The sequence below is a fragment of the Gilliamella sp. Choc5-1 genome (assembly GCF_001690595.1).
Lineage (GTDB): Bacteria > Pseudomonadota > Gammaproteobacteria > Enterobacterales > Orbaceae > Gilliamella > Gilliamella apicola_M.
In genome coordinates this window covers 1-17,327 of record NZ_LZHH01000109.1, presented here as the reverse complement: position 1 = coordinate 17,327, position 17,327 = coordinate 1, and the positions used below count along the sequence as shown (strand labels likewise).

Below are 17,327 nucleotides of genomic sequence, written 5' to 3'. Positions count from 1 at the left end.
ACGGTTATGGTTTTATGGTTAGCTAAACATTTTTGCTCGGCCGACAAGCCATTTATAACCTGTTAAAGAAAGATCGATCGAGGTTTTTGCTCACTATAAACTATTTAAAATAAAAAGCCATTGATTTGACTCAATAGCTTCTTGCTAAATATAGAATTTAAAGACTATGCATTTACTGCATTATTTACTCTTTCACGTAATTCTTTACCTGGTTTGAAATGCGGAATATATTTATGTTTAACTTCAACATTACCACCAGTTCTAGGGTTTCTAGCTTTACGTGGAGCACGATAGTTTAAACTAAAACTACCAAAGCCTCGAATTTCTACACGATCGTTACTTTCCATAGCTAAAGCGATCTGTTCGATGATATCTCTAACTGAATCATCAACTAATTGAACAGGAAGATGTGTTCGCCAGTTAACAATTCGTTCTACTAAATCTGATCTATTCATGATCACTCCTAATTTATTTATGCGGTATGTAACTTGTTCATTTTATACCACAAAAGAAAAAGAGGGCAAGCCCTCTTTACTCTTTACATAAATATTTTTTACTCAGTTTTTGATGCAGCTTTAAATGCTTCAGCCATTGCGTTAGTAAATGATGCATCTTCTTGAGTTGCAGTATTATTTACAGCAGCAAGGGCTTCTTTTTCGTCAGCTTCATCTTTTGCACGTACTGATAATGAAATTGTGCGAGTTTTACGATCAATATTGACAATCTTAGCTTCAACTTCATCACCAACTTTTAATGCTGTTGTCGCATCTTCAATACGCTCACGAGCAATATCTTGAGCTTTTAAGTAGCCTTCAATACCTTCAGCGATTTCGATAGTTGCACCTTTAGCATCAACAGCTGTTACAGTACCTTTAACAATATTACCTTTTTTGTAGTTAGACGCAAAACTACTAAATGGATCATCTTCTAGTTGTTTAACACCTAAAGAGATACGTTCACGTTCTGCATCAACTTGTAACACAACCGCTTCAATATCATCACCTTTCTTATAAGCTTTAACTGCTTCTTCGCCAGGCATATTCCAAGAAATGTCTGAAAGATGAACTAAACCATCAATACCGCCATCTAAACCAATAAAGATACCGAAATCAGTGATTGATTTGATCTTACCGCTAACTTTATCACCTTTATTGTGTGATTCAGCAAATTGTAACCATGGGTTTGGTTTACATTGTTTAAGACCAAGAGAAATACGACGACGTTCTTCATCAATTTCAAGCACAATAACTTCAACTTCATCACCTAAGCTAACTACTTTAGATGGGTGGATGTTTTTGTTTGTCCAATCCATTTCAGAAACGTGAACTAAACCTTCAACGCCAGTTTCGATTTCAACAAAACAACCGTAATCAGTTAAGTTAGTTACTTTACCTGTTACTTTAGTACCTTCTGGGTAACGTTTAGCAATTGAAACCCATGGATCTTCGCCTAATTGTTTTAAGCCAAGAGAAACACGTGAGCGGTCTTTGTCAAACTTAAGTACTTTAACAAGTAATTCTTGACCCACTTCAACCACTTCACTTGGATGTTTAACACGTTTCCAGGCCATATCTGTGATATGAAGTAAACCATCAACCCCACCAAGATCAACGAATGCACCGTAATCTGTAAGATTTTTAATAATACCTTTAACTTCTGAACCTTCTTGTAGATTTTCAAGAAGTTGTTCTCTCTCTGCACTATTTTCAGATTCAATAACTGCACGACGTGAAACAACAACGTTATTACGTTTTTGATCTAATTTAATTACTTTTAATTCGATTTCTCTGTTTTCGATATGAGAAGTATCGCGTAATGGACGAACATCAACAAGCGAACCAGGTAGGAACGCACGAACGCCATTAAGATCAACCGTAAAGCCACCTTTAACTTTACCATTGATAACACCTAAAACTGTTGCAGCATCTTCAACTGCTTTTTCTAGTATTATCCATGCTTCATGACGTTTAGCTTTTTCGCGAGATAAAATTGTTTCGCCAAAGCCATCTTCAATTGAGTCAAGCACAACATCAACAATATCACCAACTTGAACTTCTAGTTCACCTTGGGAATTTTTAAACTGCTCTACTGGAATTGCGGATTCAGATTTTAAACCAGCATCAACTAAAACAACATCTTTGTCGATTGCAACGACAGTACCACGGATCATATTACCAGAACGAGTGTCTAGTTGATTTAAAGACTCTTCAAAGAGTTGAGCAAAAGATTCAGTCATATTTATATACTTAAAATTTATTTAACGTCCACATTACATCATGTCTTGTGGGGTTATTGATGATACTCCACTCATCCTTGTGATGGAGCTTGGTTTTATCACGCTGTAAACTAACTTACAACACAATTTTTTTGTTTATATACGTAATAGATTGTTCAAAAACATCTTGAATAGAAAGCGATGTAGTATCAATTATTAACGCATCAACAGCAGGTTTAAGTGGCGCAACAGCCCGATTACGATCACGTTCATCGCGCTCAGTTATCTCCTGCAAAATTTCGGCGAATTTAACATGTTTTTGCCTATGTTGCAACTGTTTCATTCGTCTTTCGGCTCGTGATTGTGCACTTGCATCAAGAAAAATTTTAACAGGCGCATCGCTAAACACCACACTCCCCATGTCTCGACCATCTGCAATAAGCCCTGGTGCTTGTCTAAAATCACGTTGTCGCTGTAATAATGCAGCTCTAACTTTATTGAGTGCAGCCACTTTTGAAGCAGCACCTCCTGTTTCTTCAGTGCGGATACGTTTTGTTACATCAACACCACTTAACAAAACCTTGACTTCAATATCATTACTATCAAAAGTCAAAGGTAAGTTTAACGCTAAATTAACTAACTGGTTTTCATCATCCAATGCAATATTTTTTTCAAGAGCGGATAATGCAAGCACACGATAGATAGCACCTGAATCTAAAAGATGCCATTTTAAATGATTGGCTAATGCCTGACATAACGTGCCCTTGCCAACACCACTTGGTCCATCAACAGCAACAACGGGAACTATTTTATTCATTTTATTGTTCGCTTAATTTTTTAAATTGTTCAAAATAATCAGGAAAAGTTTTCATTGTGCATTTAGGATCTAATATTGTCACAGGCGTATCAGAAAGCGCCACTAATGAAAAACACATAGCAATACGATGATCATTATAAGTTTCGATTTCAGCATGGATCAATTTATTGGGCGGCACAATAGTAATATAATCGTGACCTTCATCAACAGTTGCGCCAACCTTTCTTAATTCAGTTGCCATCGCATATAAGCGATCAGTTTCTTTCACTCGCCAATTGTAAATATTACGAATTGTTGTTGCACCTTTAGCAAACAGCGCTGTTGTGGCGATAGTCATTGCCGCATCGGGAATATGGTTCATATCCATATCAATACCATTTAATTCACCATGTGAACATTCAATATAATCATCAGCCCAAGTGATTTTAGCGCCCATTTTTTCAAGCACATGAGCAAATTGCGTATCTCCTTGCAAACTTTTTTTACCAATTCCTGTAACACGAACAGTGCCGCCTTTAATTGCTGCCGCTGCTAAAAAATAAGAAGCAGAAGAAGCATCGCCTTCAACTAAATAATCGCCTGGCGATTGATAACACTGATTAGCTTTAACAGTAAATTTTTGATAATTGTGATTGGTAACCAAAACACCAAACATAGCCATCATCTTAATAGTGATATCAATATAAGGCTTAGACACCAAATCACCAATTATAGTAATTTGAGTATCATTTTGTGCTAATGGCGAAGCCATTAGCAACGCAGTTAAAAATTGGCTAGAGACCGAACCATCAACTTGGATTTCACCACCAATAAAACCACCATGAAGGTGTAATGGTGGGTATCCTTCATTTTCGAGATAATCAATTTTAGCACCACCTTGACGCAGCGCATCGACTAAATGGCCAATTGGGCGCTCTTTCATGCGTGGTTCGCCTGTTAACACAATATTATTATGACCAAGGCATAAAGCTGCAGCTAAAGGGCGCATTGCTGTACCAGCATTACCTAAAAAAAGCTCTAATGCATGGTCAGATTGCAACATCCCCCCTACGCCTTGAATATCACAAATAGTCCGATCGTGTGATAGCTGGTACTTCACACCTAATGCTGCAAGCGCATCAAGCATATAACGCACATCATCGCTATCAAGTAAATTAGTTAAACGCGTATTACCCTTACTTAGAGCTGATAGCAATAAAGCACGATTAGACACGCTTTTAGATCCTGGCAAATTAATAGTGCCACTAAATGATTTTATTGGTTGTAACGTCAAAGATAACATAATGTCTCTCGTTAAGATTTCATAAATATTTAAAATTTATCTAATGTTGCTTTTAGCAAATCAATAGCGTGATGATCTTTAGCACTATTTTGCCATAACTTATCAAAAAGATGACGATAACGTTTAATAGCATCTTGCGATGAGGTAATAGAAGCAATACCTGTTGTCACATTCGGCAATTCACCTAAGCGAAATGGACTCATTGCCAACGAAATTGGGTTGTCGTTTTGGTAAAAAATTTGGAATGTAATTGATGGAATAGCTTCTTGCGTAATAGCAATAGTTGAAGCAAAAGATTGCTGTTCTATTAGATCAATTAAATGATAAATTTCGTTGCGAGCAAGTAGCATCCTTTCAGACTTTTTACCAGGCGAAATAGTCAAATTACCCACTAAACCAATATGCAAAAATCGTTCAATATTACGTAAGCTAATTAAATTAATCACTTTAGGAACAGATTGATAAAACTGCTTTTTACGATCTTTTAAAATCGCCAAAATTACTGAATATTTTTGAGATTCAATCGACTCATTTAGCATCATGGCTAAATGGGTTAAATAATCTGGAGAAGTTAATAAAAATGAAAAAGGATCAAAGTGAGAATAGATATGGGTTGATTGTTCTTCTAACTGGCGCATACGTTCAAAAAAACCTTCACCACTCGAATAATACTCAGTATCAATGCCTAGTAAACTCGCAAAAGAAGTACCGAGTAAAGATGCCAGTCGTTCTAGGGTTTCTATTTTAACAATTTCACCTTTTTCTAACCGATAGACTGCTGCTCTTGAAATTTTAAGACTATCAGCAACATCTTCAGCCTTCAGTGAAGCGGCAATCCTATACGCACGTAAACGTTGACCTATAGCACAATAATCAATCGATCCAGTAATCATAATATACTCAAACTATTGGGATTTTGGCAGTGTATCACAAGGTGATAGCAATGCCAATTTTTGGCAAAATGTTTCAGGCGTAGCCTATATTTTCATCAACAACTTAAATAACACCTATTTTAATAACTCATTTTGCAATGCCGATACATTTTCAAATTCAGTAAACTCAGAAATTGCCTCTGGTTGTTTAGCATTATCTTCACGCTTACCAAGAATTTGCGATGCAAATACAAAACCTTTTTTATCCATAACTGAACGGTTATAAAAATCAACTAAATCTTGTTGAGTGATTTTTTTCAATTGTTCAATTTTTTTGTGCCGTGAATCAAACATAAAACGCGAATTCCGATAGTCAGCCATATAACGACTAAACTCTTCATCCAATGTTTGCGGAGGCATTTTCAATTCATCAAGTACCGCTTTTTTATATTGCTCAATATCTTCTTTAGATAATGCTTTAAGCTTACTTAATATAACAGGATAAAATTCTTGGTAACGCTTAAATAAATAAACTGGATCGTATTGGTTGCTTTGAATGATAAAACTCATTCCAACTGAATCTCCAACTGTAACAGGGCTAGCAAATACGGCGTAGCCGAGTTGTTCATTGGTGCGTAACTGATCATAAAACCAAGGTGAAATAATTTTCGACAACGTATAACTTAGCATACTACTAGCAATTCGATCATAACCTGTTGGAATATAGCTCATCATCAAAGCATTATCAGTACTTTTCGCATATTGAGTCATTTTGGCCTCCAATGATTTTTTAATCTGAATATTATCAACAGGAGTAAATTCAACATCACGCACTAGTGTTTTTTGAATGGAATGATAAAGATCTAAAGAATCCTCGTTAGACAAATTACCCAAGCTAAGCATATAAGGTACTGAGTGAGTTAATAAGTTATCACGGTAAGCTAACACGTCATTAATGGTCATATTTGCTGTAATTTGCCGTTTTTCATCTCGTTCAAAATAATGCGGTAATACCGACAATGCATTAATAGGATTAACAGCTAACCTATAACTTTTAGCATGCTCGGCTTTATCCAATTCTTGCAAATACCAAGATTTAGCTAATGCTAAACTTTGCTCATCAATAGTAGCCTTGCGATAGTTATCAAGTATGCCAGTAACCATCTTTGTTAAATGTTGATTAAAGCCGCTGGCTGAAATCATTAAGCCATTATCATTACCAGTTGATAACGAAATACCTGCAACCCCAGCCTGAAATCGTAATTGTTCTAAATTACGACTAACAATATAATCAAGCAAATTAAAAGCAACCACAGCTTTTACGTCACTAGTAGCCTGGTTATTGCGTAATGAAACAACAATAGCAGCTTTAGGTTCATTTTTAAAATACTGGCTAGCAAAATGAATATGATTACCGCGCTTGCTAAATTTTTCAGGTTGTGCTTGATTACGATTTTGTTTTAAAATCGTAAAACTATCAGGTATATAAGGATTGAGCTCAGGCAAACTAAATGTAAAATTTTTGCCTAGTGCTAACCAACTTGCTTTTTGCTCGCTAGTGATATTATCAATTTTATAAGGCGCATCGACAAAATAAGCAGTTTTATTGGTAGCTTGGTTTGGCGAAATCACCCAAATTCTAGCATTATTGGCTGTCAAACTTTTTAAACGTGCCGTAATAGCTGATTTATCAAAATGAGTAGCAACATAATCTGAATTTAACACATTTTGAACTGGATACAACAACATCTGATCCGATAGCCATTCTACATATGACATATCACGCTCAACATCTTGATATTTAAACTCTAACGCTAAAACTTTTTTGAGCTCTTCATAATAAGCATCAGAAATTCCTTGCTTTTGAATTAACTGTAAATAATTAAAAATAGCGCCAATAACTTTATCTTTTTGAGCAAGTCCATCGTCGGTTAAACTTACATTAATACTAAATATACCACTATTACCATAACGGATGGGATTGATAGACGAACTAATTCCTTCAATCAAACCTTGCTTTTGTAACTGATCAGATAGCGTATTATGACTACTATTACTGATTAAATAAGTGATATACTCATCAGTTTTATCGGCAAATTTAGCCAGATTATTTTCAATCGGAAACTGTAAAAACAATAGTTTTTTGGGTTGTGCTGGTACCATAGAAATTTGTTTATTTAGCACATTTGGCGTTATAGCAGGCTTATCAACTATTGGGGCATTAATATTTTTATTAGGGATTTTACCAAAGCTATTTTCAGCTAATTTTGCCAATTTATTGATCGATTGATTGCTATACATCACGCCAACCATAATATTGGCTGAATAATAATTTTTATGAAAATTCACTAAAGCATCTTGCAATTTACTATTTTCTTTATCACTTAATGTTTCTAAATTACCGCCTGAAAATTGAGAACTCGGATGGTTTTGATTAATTGTTTCAGAATCAACTTGCCCTATCCTAAAACCATCATTTGATCTAGCCATTGTCAGTTCAGCATTAACTGCGTTACGTTCTTTATCGGCAAATTTAGGATCCAAATTGGGGGCACTAATAGCATCAGCTAAATAATCCAGCGCTTTATCAAAAGCACTATTTTCAACCTCAAAATAAAACGCAGTTCGATGCGCTGCAGTACTCGCGTTATAACTACCGGCATGACGGCTTAAAAACTGAGAAAAACTTGCAGGTTCAGGGTAATTTTTCGAGCCCATTAATACCATATGTTCAGCATAATGCGCCAACCCTTGTTGCTCTTTGGGATCTTGCAACGAGCCAACAGGCAGTGCTAATGATGCCAGTGATTTTACGGCTTTAGGATCTGAAACAAGTAACACGCGCATTTTATTTGCTAGCTCAATCACTTCATATTGACGCTTATCGCGTTCACTTTGTTGCACTTTTTCTATCAAAACTGGCTTTGTAAGCTTATTTTCGATGGCAAAAGATGGAGAAGTGGCAAGCAGTAACCCAATAATCCCACTAAAAATAAAATTAACCAATTTTTTGTTTTTATAAACCATAATATCTGCTCGCTCAACTCAGTTTTAAAAATAATACAAAAGTAATTTTACCAAAATACGAATGTATCTTTACGAATATATCTTAATAAAGTCCGTAATTAAAAAATAAAAAATTTAATGCTCTCGAGTTTTTCTAAATTCAACATCAGGATACCTTTCTTGCGTCAAATTCAAATTAACCATGCTTGGCGCAATATAAGAAAGGTTATCACCACCATCTAATGCCAAATTCTGTTCGCATTTGCGTTTAAATTCTTCCAGTTTTTTCACATCTGAGCACTCAACCCAACGCGCTGTTGTCACATTAACTGGCTCATAAATGGCTTCAACGTTATACTCTGATTTTAATCGAGCAACCACCACATCAAACTGTAAAACCCCTACAGCACCCACAATTAAGTCATTATTGGCTAATGGGCGGAAAACTTGTACTGCGCCCTCTTCTGAAAGTTGAACCAGTCCTTTTAAAAGTTGCTTTTGTTTAAGCGGATCCTTAAGGCGAATTCGGCGAAACAGTTCTGGCGCAAAGTTAGGAATGCCTGTAAATTTTAGATCTTCACCTTGTGTAAAAGTATCGCCTATTTGAATCGTGCCATGATTATGTAAACCAATAATATCACCGGCATAGGCTTCTTCAACATGTTCACGATCACCGGCCATAAACGTTAAAGCATCAGAGATATTAATATCTTTCGCAACACGCACATGGCGTAACTTCATGCCTTTTTCGTATTTTCCCGATACAATACGCATAAACGCCACACGGTCACGATGTTTAGGATCCATGTTTGCTTGAATTTTAAACACAAAGCCGCTGAACTTTTCTTCTGATGATTCAACTTCGCGCTTATCGGTTTGACGAGGTTGTGGCGTTGGTGCCCATGCAGTTAAACCATCAAGCATATGATCGACACCAAAATTACCCAGTGCAGTACCAAAAAAGACAGGAGTTAAATCGCCTGATAAAAAGGCATCTAAATCAAATTCGTTTGATGCGCCTTGCACTAATTCAAGTTCTTCACGCAGTTGCTGCGCTAGATCGTCGCCGACGGCTAAATCCAAATCAGGGTTATTTAACCCTTTAATAATTCGCACTTCTTGTATTGTATGGCCTTGCCCTGATTGGTAAAGGTAAGTTTCGTCTTTAGCTAAATGGTAAACACCTTTAAATAATTTTCCACAACCAATTGGCCAAGTAATAGGCGCGCACATTATATTGAGTTCATTTTCGACTTCATCAAGCAATTCCATTGGATCACGAATATCACGGTCTAACTTATTCATAAAAGTTAAAATTGGGGTATTGCGTAATCGCGTAACTTCCATTAATTTGCGTGTACGATCTTCAACACCTTTTGCAGCATCAATGACCATTAAACAACTATCAACCGCCGTTAGCGTACGATAAGTATCTTCAGAAAAGTCCTCATGCCCTGGAGTATCTAATAAATTAACTAAACAGTCATTATAAGGAAACTGCATCACAGAGGTAGTAATTGAAATACCACGCTGCTTTTCCATCTCCATCCAGTCAGATTTTGCATGCTGAGCATTAGCGCCGCGACCTTTAACTGTACCTGCTGTTTGGATTGCATGACCAAATAACAATACCTTTTCAGTAATGGTTGTTTTACCCGCATCGGGGTGAGAAATAATTGCAAAAGTGCGACGTGCATTAACTTCGTCTAAATAAGCTTGTTCTGTCATAAAACTGTTTTAACCTACACAAAAATAATCACCTATTCTAGCAGGTATCTGCCTGTTTTGCTATTAACCTTAATACGCAACGTAATTTGCCTTATTTATTTATCTATGCATAATATCTTCCCTAATAAGCAATGCAACATTTACTGCTTCTTGTCAAAAAGTTTCAGGAAAAGTATGCGTTTAAGTATAAAATTGGAATCTGCTATGAATATTCGTGATTTAAAACTGTACTTACATTTATGCAAAACCTGTCACTTTGGTATAACGGCAAATGCTATGCATGTTAGTCCATCAACCTTATCAAGGCAGATCCAACGACTTGAAGAACATTTTGGTCACCCGCTATTTATTCGCGACAATAGGCAAGTACAAATCACTTCGGAGGGCGAAAAAGTTAAACGTTTTGCTCAACAAGTAATAAACATGCACCAACAACTAAAATATGATTTAGATCAATCTAACCAACAGCTTGTCGGTGAACTTACTCTCTTTTGTTCAGTCACCGCTGCATATAGCCATCTACCTGAAATACTTGATCGCTTTAGGATCCACTATCCGCTGGTTGAAATCAAACTATCAACGGGTGATGCAGCTGACGCCGTAAAAAAAATACAAGCAAATGAAGCCGATTTAGCTATAGCAGGCAAACCAAAGCAGCTCCCTACAGGTATTGAGTTTTTAAAATTTGGCGAAATTGAAATGGTCTTGCTGATTCCTAAACTTAATAGCGCATTTAGTGACAAATTACATCAAAAACAGCCTGACTGGCACAATATTCCCTTTATATTGCCAGAACATGGACCAAGCCGCCATCGCATTGATTTATGGTTCAAACAAAGAAAAATCACCAATCCCAAAATCTATGCAACCGTTGCAGGACATGAAGCGATTGTATCGATGGTGGCTTTAGGCTGTGGGGTCGCTTTACTGCCAAAAGTTGTGATGGACAACAGCCCAGAACGCATAAAAGATCGCATAACTGAATGGTCTACTAACTTAATGGAACCCTTTGATGTTGGTATTTGTGTACAAAAAAGACGCTTGTCTGAAAAAATCATTGCCACTTTTTGGGAAATTTGTAATCTAAATTTACCCAATAACAAATAACAAAATATCTTGTATAATCATACCTAAATAAAATAACACCAATAATAGGGATGTTAAATAACCAGTGGACAAGCCACTTTTTAGCAAAATATAATCAAATCTAGCTGAATATCATTGTAATGGAATTAAAAATGAAACAGATAAAGATAAAAACATTAACCTCATTAATATTTTTTTCTGCTATCACTATGCCTATCGTGGTGGAGTGCGCTCCTGCAAAATCGTCAAAAATAGACGAAAGTACAAAAGTAACTAGCACAAATAATACCTCTACACCTCAAGTTGAACTACCTACATCGACAATCGATAGCAATGCTAATAATGATAGTTCCCCTGATATTGATAACACTATAAAAAAGCCAAAGTGGTTAGCTCGCAGTTCGTTGGTTTATTATAATGGTGATGATAATGATCTTGTTACTGCTGGTCTTGGCTTTACTCCGTTATCAACAAGTATCATTACACCAAAAGTGGAAATACCCAAAAAGCCAAACTTTGAAGAGCGTCGGCAAGCAAAGCTAAATCGCTATATTAACACCAAAATTGGTGAAGGCACATTATTTGGTTTTAGAAAACAAGAATTGACCCCCTTATTTGACGGCAAAATTGCAGGTACTGAAATAACCGCCCTACAAAGAGAAGATGGTGTTGGCATGCTGTTACAAATTCCACTTGACTTTAATAAGGATAAACCCTGCATTGTTGCTGTTCCTGCTATCGACTCAGATGGGATATTAAATGTCAAAGATGTACAAATTCGTGGATTATGGGGACTTCGCCATAATTGCGCAGTAGTATATAATGACAAAGGTTTAGGTAATGGCATTTATGATATCGAACGCAATCTTGGTTTTACCGTATGGGGAGAAGTAAACAGTGGTAATATTTTATTTAGCCCTTCGATAAAAGATAGAGAACAATACATCAAAAAATACCCTCATCGCTACGCGATCAAACAACTACACTCAAAACTAAATGCTGAAGCACGCTGGGGGGTACATGTATTAAAATCCATTGAATTTGCCTTTTATGAACTCAATAGCATGTTTTCAACCAATCAACAAATTATCTACAACAAAGATAATACCCTTGTTTTAGTGTACGGTGCAAGTGATGGCGGTGGAGCAGCCCTAAAAGCCGGCGAATTAGATGACCAAAACCTAATTGATGGCATTGTGGCAGTCAATCCGCAAATTCAACCAAATCTTAATAACGCTGAACTCACATTAAAAATAGGTAATGACTTCTCACAAAAATTAGAAGAAAAATCTATTGCCAATTACAGTGCTTACGGTGCTTTATATATACCGTGTGCAATCCCTGCAATAAAACCTAATAAAGATGACGATTATGTACCTTATGCAAATTATTTCCTTTATTCGCAAGAACGTTGTAATGCACTAAAAAAAGAAAAATTACTTACAAAAGGCACGCCTGAAGAAGCGCTAGAAAAACTGCACAAAAATGGCTGGACACCAGACATGGACATTCAACTACCATATTTCTATTATACCGAATCCATCGGCCTACCATATCAATACATTAGTGCTTATGGCAAATATGATGTCACTGAAAACATGTGTGATTTTTCAGTAGCCAGTACGCAACAAACACCTATTTACTACAGTGGTAAAGTAGCACCATTAAAAGAGATCTCATTTGAACAGATCTGGGGAATGGCAAATGGTCATTTACCACTTTGGAATGGAGATAATGCAACAATTTTGGATCTGGTTGAAAATAACGATCTTAATACACCAAGGCGCGAATTTTACTCAAGTTCACAATCAAAAAACACAGTTGATTATGGCACTACTGGGGCAATTTGTGTCTATAAAAAGTCACAAGAACCTCGCGTTGAACAAGGCATAAAACAAGTTATGTCATCCGGTAACTTACACGGTATAAAAACCTTTATTGTCCATGGTCGGAATAATGTTAAACAATTACCAAACTATACATCGCGCGCTTATGTTGCATTAAACAGTTTGGTAGAAGGTAAACAATCACAACTGCGATATATTGAAGTAGAAAACGCAAGCTACTTAGACGGCAGAGCGCCATTTGACAACACATTACTACCCATTGATTATTATGGAGAAGATGCCATCGAGTGGTTATGGGCTAACTTAACCAACAACGCTACGCTACCAGTAAGCCAAGTTGTACATACCAAAGCACGTGGTGGCAAAAGTGGTTATGCCCTACCATTAACTGACAAAACCCTACAGCCGATAAAACAATTGCCAAATAGCAAAGAAATTATTCAAAAAAACGAGGGCAACTTAATACTACCTAATTAATAGGCTTTATACTAACTCGCTATCGAATTTAAACTCAAGTACAACGATTTAAATTCGATAGCGCCCCTAATTCAGCCAATACGATCTTTTACCGCCAGACAGATTTTAGGATATAACAAAAAAAACAACGATTCTAATTGCACATAATTTTGTTTAATATCAACGATCGTTTCTTTTAATAAAGATAATTTTGGTCGTCTCTTTGCCATACCTCTTAATACATCACCAACAAAATCAATAAAAGCATAATTTACAAGCCACTCCTCTTGCCACATTGCATTCATAAAATGCTGATAATCGACAGGATAAACTGTAATATAAGGTTGGATAAGAGCTTTGGTTGTTTGATTAAATTCAGCCACACTTTTCAATAGTCCATATTTAGCCCAATGTTTTGACAAAAAGTGATCCCAAACAATATCTAATGTAATGGGGGCAACACGCTGATGTGATTTTCGAAATAGCAATTTAGCTTGCTTAACTTCAAATAGATTATCAGTCAAACTGTCGATTTTACGATGCAACATAATACCATCAGCAATATTGCAGCCATAAACTAAATAAGGATCGCCTTTAATAAAATCCGCTACGGTATTACCAATTAACGAACTATTAGCTAATGTTGCCAAATGCAAATGAGCAAGAATATTCATAAAAATAATTAATTATTCACGATGTTTAAATTCACCTTCGGCAAAACCTTCTCGCCAATAACTCGTAATCTGAAAAGCATCAGGCGACAAATGAGTATATTTATTCTTAACTGCTTGACGAATAGATTGCGCCAACGAACGCTCCATTCCGCCCCAAAACAACAGCTTATCATGCCCTAATAAATCAACATTCATTACCGCATCAACTAATTGGTAAGGAATATCTGTATTTTTCACAAACCAGTGAACCTCAACATTTTTATTATCGGGCAACGACACCATGTCATTTTTATGATTAACCTCAATAAAAGCAAATGCTTTTTGCATTTTAGGAAGATGTTCAAGCGTATAACAAATAGCAGGTACAGCCGAAATATCCCCCATTAACACCAAACAATCATCAGTAAACTGTAACTTACTAGCAATACTAATCAAACCAATTTGATCACCAATTTTAGCCTTTTGCGACCACACTGAAGCCAATCCGGTATCATGAATAGCAAAATCAACAAAAAATTGACTAGTTACGCTATCAAATTCACGCACACTATAACTACGCACTAGCTGACGTAACTTATCGTCAATAGCAATTTTATTATTATCATCAAGCTTAGGAAACGCAATTGTGCCAGTTAAAGGATCAGGAAATAACAACTTTAAATAAGGGCAAATCCATAATGGATTAGTATCAAATGATTTATCGCTACTAAACTGCACACGAATAAAACTAGGTGAAATTTTTTCTACTTTTAATACTGTTAATAATGAATTAACAATGACTTTTTTGTTTAGTTTGATTTTTTGTTTTTTTTCATCCATAGCCATCAATTCTTATATTTTTAATACTTGAAAACATCATACAACAAAAAATGTTAGAGTGATGCTATTTTTACAATTGAAAAATAGGTAACTTGTTCCATCATTAAAACGATGGAACAAGATTCAACAAATATCAATCAATAAATAAACAAACTTAAAATGCTAACGATCCAAAAGCTTCACACCAATCTTGATCAAACTTAGCAATTGCCGCATCAACAGCAGGATCTGAAATAAAAAGCTCTGCAACATCGACAGGTAAGGTGATAGCCCTACACCCTGCAAGCATACAGTCTAACGCTTGGCGTGGTGTTTTAAAGCTTGCGGCTAACACCATTGATTGTGGACAATGCAAATTTAACAATTTTTGTAATTCTAGTACTGTATCTTTACTATTTCCACCTTGTGCATCAATGCGATTAACATAAGGTGCAATATATTTAGCCCCAGCTAATGCAGCTAAAAACCCCTGCCCTGCTCCATAAACAGCCGTTCCCAAAGTTGGAATTCCTTGCTGGGTTAATTCTTTAATTGCAATCAATCCTTGAGCATTAACAGGAATTTTAGTCACAATCGATGGTACTGCTTTTCTAAGCTGATGAGCTTCTTTTATCATTTCATCAGCATTACTTGAAAGTACCTGAGCAAATAGTACTTTATCTGAACCCAATACTTCCTGTAATTCATCTAATAACGAAAAAATTGGCTTGCCCGATTTTGCTACAATGCTTGGATTAGTGGTAACCCCACTAATAGGTAACACCTTAGCTAAACGTTTAATGGCGACAAGATCGGCGGTATCTAAATATAATTCCATGGTTAACTCCTAGCTAAAACCAACAAATATCTATTAACGTATACATATAACGCTCTTTGTATTACAAATTTTGCGTTACAGCTATAGTAAAAAAAACAGATCCAACCGCCTAGAAGACAATTTTGTCATTTACTGGATTTTTGTACGCTAAATAAGAAATTGAGATTTAGATCACACAACGAAAAATTAACATTAACTTATTAAATAAAAGAAAAATTTATACTTATTTTCATCTTTTCCATATGCGTATATAATCTAAACGATAGTACACACTTGATTTATCATTAACTTAATTTATGACAAAAATCATTAACGAAAAACTAGCCAAACTAGTCAATAACCAAGAGTCAATCAATCATATCTATTTTGCCAATAGTAATGCTTGTCCGCCTTCACTTGCCTACCAAGTCAACTTTCCTAGAATTGAAATTATATTAGAAGGAAAGCAACAGATGCTATGGGCGGATAGTAATGGCAAAGTTATTGAAAAAATATTATCAATTAATGATCTTTTATATATTTCCGCTCAAAGCTGGAACAAACCCATTTGGACAAGCCCTGTTACTTTATTAAACATCTTATTTGATAAACAACAAATTGGTATAAGCCTATTGCATTGGGATGGCACACAACTAATTCCGCTTGAACAAATCAACACACCAAGACGTGGTCCACGGGTTGGTACATTTATTATTCAAACTCTGACCGAACTTATCTGGCAAAACCAATCATGTAAACAAAATCAAACTGCTTACTACCTTATTCACAGTTTACTTAGCAACACACTCGATTTGTTAAATATCAATATCAAAACATCATCCAAAACTACTTGCCTATATGAAGCCATTCGCCAATATATTGATACTCACTTTCGTGAGGATATTACACGCGACTTTTTAGCTAATATGTTTTACATTTCACCCAATTACTTATCACATCTATTTCAAAGCGAGGGAAAAATAGGGCTAAATGAATATCTAAATCATATTCGCTTAGAATATGCAAAATCGCTATTAAAGGATTATGATCTAAATATAAAAGAAATTGCTCTAGCATCGGGGTTTAAAGATAGTAATTATTTTTGTCGGATTTTTAAAAAAAAGACAGAACGAACACCAACACAGTATCGTCGACAATATCATAGTAAGTTAATGTGCAAATAGTTTTTTCACAATTAACTGTCAAACTCTTTTGTTTTTTACATTGTGCCACAATTACACATATTCATCGTCCTTGTTTAATGCACTCAACTAATGGTGCATTTCAATATAAAAAAATCAAACAGTATAATATTGGTTTTATTTTTAATTTAATGATTTTAAATAAAATTAAGCTGTTATACAGCTGTGAACGTTATGCTATTAAAAATAATAATGTGTAATAGTCTTTACTTAATCTGACATTGAGTTATTTTATAACACAAAAAGGAGAGGCAGAAATGAATCAAACCGCCAAAATCATTAAACCTAAATTAGGACTACTAGAATTAGCTAAGCAACTCGGTAACGTTCAACAAGCTTGCAAAGTCATGGGATACAGTCGAGATAGCTATTATCGCTTTAAAAAACTGTATGAGCAAAGTGGTGAGCTTGCGCTTCAAGAAATCAGTCGTAAAAAGCCTATCGAAAAAAATCGGGTAGAGCCACATATAGAACAAGCCGTTGTCAATATGGCCTATGAATATCCAGCTTATGGGCAACATCGAGTT

At 35.6% G+C, this 17,327-nt stretch carries 14 protein-coding genes; 4 read left to right on the top strand and 10 right to left on the bottom strand.

Translation table 11 applies throughout. The annotated features are described in order from the left end of the window. Positions 1-164 precede the first annotated feature (164 nt). The 7 genes from ihfB to prfC all read right to left on the bottom strand — a co-directional run bounded on the left by ihfB (position 165) and on the right by prfC (position 9,920). Positions 165-455, bottom strand: coding sequence for an integration host factor subunit beta (gene ihfB / locus A9G35_RS09335; protein WP_065636617.1), 291 nt, complete (start codon positions 453-455; stop codon positions 165-167). Positions 456-553: 98 nt separating this feature from the next. Continuing rightward, complete coding sequence (rpsA, locus tag A9G35_RS09330) at positions 554-2,236, bottom strand: 30S ribosomal protein S1 (RefSeq protein WP_065636616.1); 1,683 nt, start codon at positions 2,234-2,236, stop codon at positions 554-556. A 115-nt stretch (positions 2,237-2,351) separates the two neighbouring features. Further along, positions 2,352-3,032: a (d)CMP kinase gene (cmk, locus tag A9G35_RS09325; RefSeq protein ID WP_065636615.1), complete on the bottom strand. Its 681-nt coding sequence runs from the start codon at positions 3,030-3,032 to the stop codon at positions 2,352-2,354. Between the two features lies 1 nt (position 3,033). Continuing rightward, a complete protein-coding gene (aroA, locus tag A9G35_RS09320; RefSeq protein ID WP_065636614.1) occupies positions 3,034-4,314 on the bottom strand; it encodes a 3-phosphoshikimate 1-carboxyvinyltransferase in 1,281 nt (426 codons plus the stop codon). A 29-nt stretch (positions 4,315-4,343) separates the two neighbouring features. Beyond that, the gene (locus A9G35_RS09315; protein WP_065636613.1) at positions 4,344-5,207 is read right to left on the bottom strand and encodes a helix-turn-helix domain-containing protein; all 864 of its coding nucleotides are present in this window, start codon (positions 5,205-5,207) and stop codon (positions 4,344-4,346) included. 114 nt (positions 5,208-5,321) lie between these two features. Next, positions 5,322-8,213 carry a pitrilysin gene (gene ptrA / locus A9G35_RS09310; protein ID WP_065636612.1) on the bottom strand — a complete coding sequence of 964 codons (2,892 nt, stop codon included), beginning with the start codon at positions 8,211-8,213 and terminating at the stop codon, positions 5,322-5,324. A 114-nt stretch (positions 8,214-8,327) separates the two neighbouring features. After that, complete coding sequence (gene prfC, locus A9G35_RS09305; protein WP_065636611.1) at positions 8,328-9,920, bottom strand: peptide chain release factor 3; 1,593 nt, start codon at positions 9,918-9,920, stop codon at positions 8,328-8,330. Positions 9,921-10,124: 204 nt separating this feature from the next. Between prfC and ilvY the strand changes: the two genes are divergently transcribed. After that, positions 10,125-11,027: an HTH-type transcriptional activator IlvY gene (gene ilvY, locus A9G35_RS09300; protein WP_065636667.1), complete on the top strand. Its 903-nt coding sequence runs from the start codon at positions 10,125-10,127 to the stop codon at positions 11,025-11,027. A 131-nt stretch (positions 11,028-11,158) separates the two neighbouring features. Then, positions 11,159-13,330: a 3-hydroxybutyrate oligomer hydrolase family protein gene (locus tag A9G35_RS09295; protein WP_065636610.1), complete on the top strand. Its 2,172-nt coding sequence runs from the start codon at positions 11,159-11,161 to the stop codon at positions 13,328-13,330. A 71-nt stretch (positions 13,331-13,401) separates the two neighbouring features. Here the strand turns inward: A9G35_RS09295 and A9G35_RS09290 are convergent, their stop codons facing one another. The 3 genes from A9G35_RS09290 to fsa all read right to left on the bottom strand — a co-directional run bounded on the left by A9G35_RS09290 (position 13,402) and on the right by fsa (position 15,619). After that, positions 13,402-13,983 (bottom strand): acyl carrier protein phosphodiesterase, encoded by a 582-nt coding sequence (locus A9G35_RS09290; protein WP_065636609.1) that lies wholly within the window; start codon positions 13,981-13,983, stop codon positions 13,402-13,404. Between the two features lie 12 nt (positions 13,984-13,995). After that, positions 13,996-14,802 (bottom strand): siderophore-interacting protein, encoded by an 807-nt coding sequence (locus tag A9G35_RS09285; RefSeq protein WP_218057251.1) that lies wholly within the window; start codon positions 14,800-14,802, stop codon positions 13,996-13,998. Positions 14,803-14,956: 154 nt separating this feature from the next. Continuing rightward, positions 14,957-15,619 carry a fructose-6-phosphate aldolase gene (gene fsa / locus A9G35_RS09280; RefSeq protein WP_065636607.1) on the bottom strand — a complete coding sequence of 221 codons (663 nt, stop codon included), beginning with the start codon at positions 15,617-15,619 and terminating at the stop codon, positions 14,957-14,959. Between the two features lie 296 nt (positions 15,620-15,915). Between fsa and A9G35_RS09275 the strand changes: the two genes are divergently transcribed. Both A9G35_RS09275 and A9G35_RS09265 read left to right on the top strand, forming a co-directional pair. Beyond that, entirely contained in the window at positions 15,916-16,782 is an 867-nt protein-coding gene (locus tag A9G35_RS09275; RefSeq protein WP_065636606.1) for a helix-turn-helix domain-containing protein, read from the top strand. Between the two features lie 275 nt (positions 16,783-17,057). Next, on the top strand, positions 17,058-17,327 hold a 270-nt coding region (locus A9G35_RS09265), incomplete at its 3' end, for a helix-turn-helix domain-containing protein (protein WP_141673851.1).

What these genes read in the sequence shown, in the direction of transcription:
- A9G35_RS09295 (WP_065636610.1), top strand. Translation starts at nt 11,159, where the DNA reads ATGAAACAGATAAAGATAAAAACATTAACCTCATTAATATTTTTTTCT.
- cmk (WP_065636615.1), bottom strand. Translation starts at nt 3,032, where the DNA reads ATGAATAAAATAGTTCCCGTTGTTGCTGTTGATGGACCAAGTGGTGTT.
- fsa (WP_065636607.1), bottom strand. Translation starts at nt 15,619, where the DNA reads ATGGAATTATATTTAGATACCGCCGATCTTGTCGCCATTAAACGTTTA.
- A9G35_RS09290 (WP_065636609.1), bottom strand. Translation starts at nt 13,983, where the DNA reads ATGAATATTCTTGCTCATTTGCATTTGGCAACATTAGCTAATAGTTCG.
- A9G35_RS09315 (WP_065636613.1), bottom strand. Translation starts at nt 5,207, where the DNA reads ATGATTACTGGATCGATTGATTATTGTGCTATAGGTCAACGTTTACGT.
- ihfB (WP_065636617.1), bottom strand. Translation starts at nt 455, where the DNA reads ATGAATAGATCAGATTTAGTAGAACGAATTGTTAACTGGCGAACACAT.
- aroA (WP_065636614.1), bottom strand. Translation starts at nt 4,314, where the DNA reads ATGTTATCTTTGACGTTACAACCAATAAAATCATTTAGTGGCACTATT.
- ptrA (WP_065636612.1), bottom strand. Translation starts at nt 8,213, where the DNA reads ATGGTTTATAAAAACAAAAAATTGGTTAATTTTATTTTTAGTGGGATT.
- ilvY (WP_065636667.1), top strand. Translation starts at nt 10,125, where the DNA reads ATGAATATTCGTGATTTAAAACTGTACTTACATTTATGCAAAACCTGT.
- prfC (WP_065636611.1), bottom strand. Translation starts at nt 9,920, where the DNA reads ATGACAGAACAAGCTTATTTAGACGAAGTTAATGCACGTCGCACTTTT.
- A9G35_RS09285 (WP_218057251.1), bottom strand. Translation starts at nt 14,802, where the DNA reads ATGGATGAAAAAAAACAAAAAATCAAACTAAACAAAAAAGTCATTGTT.
- A9G35_RS09275 (WP_065636606.1), top strand. Translation starts at nt 15,916, where the DNA reads ATGACAAAAATCATTAACGAAAAACTAGCCAAACTAGTCAATAACCAA.
- rpsA (WP_065636616.1), bottom strand. Translation starts at nt 2,236, where the DNA reads ATGACTGAATCTTTTGCTCAACTCTTTGAAGAGTCTTTAAATCAACTA.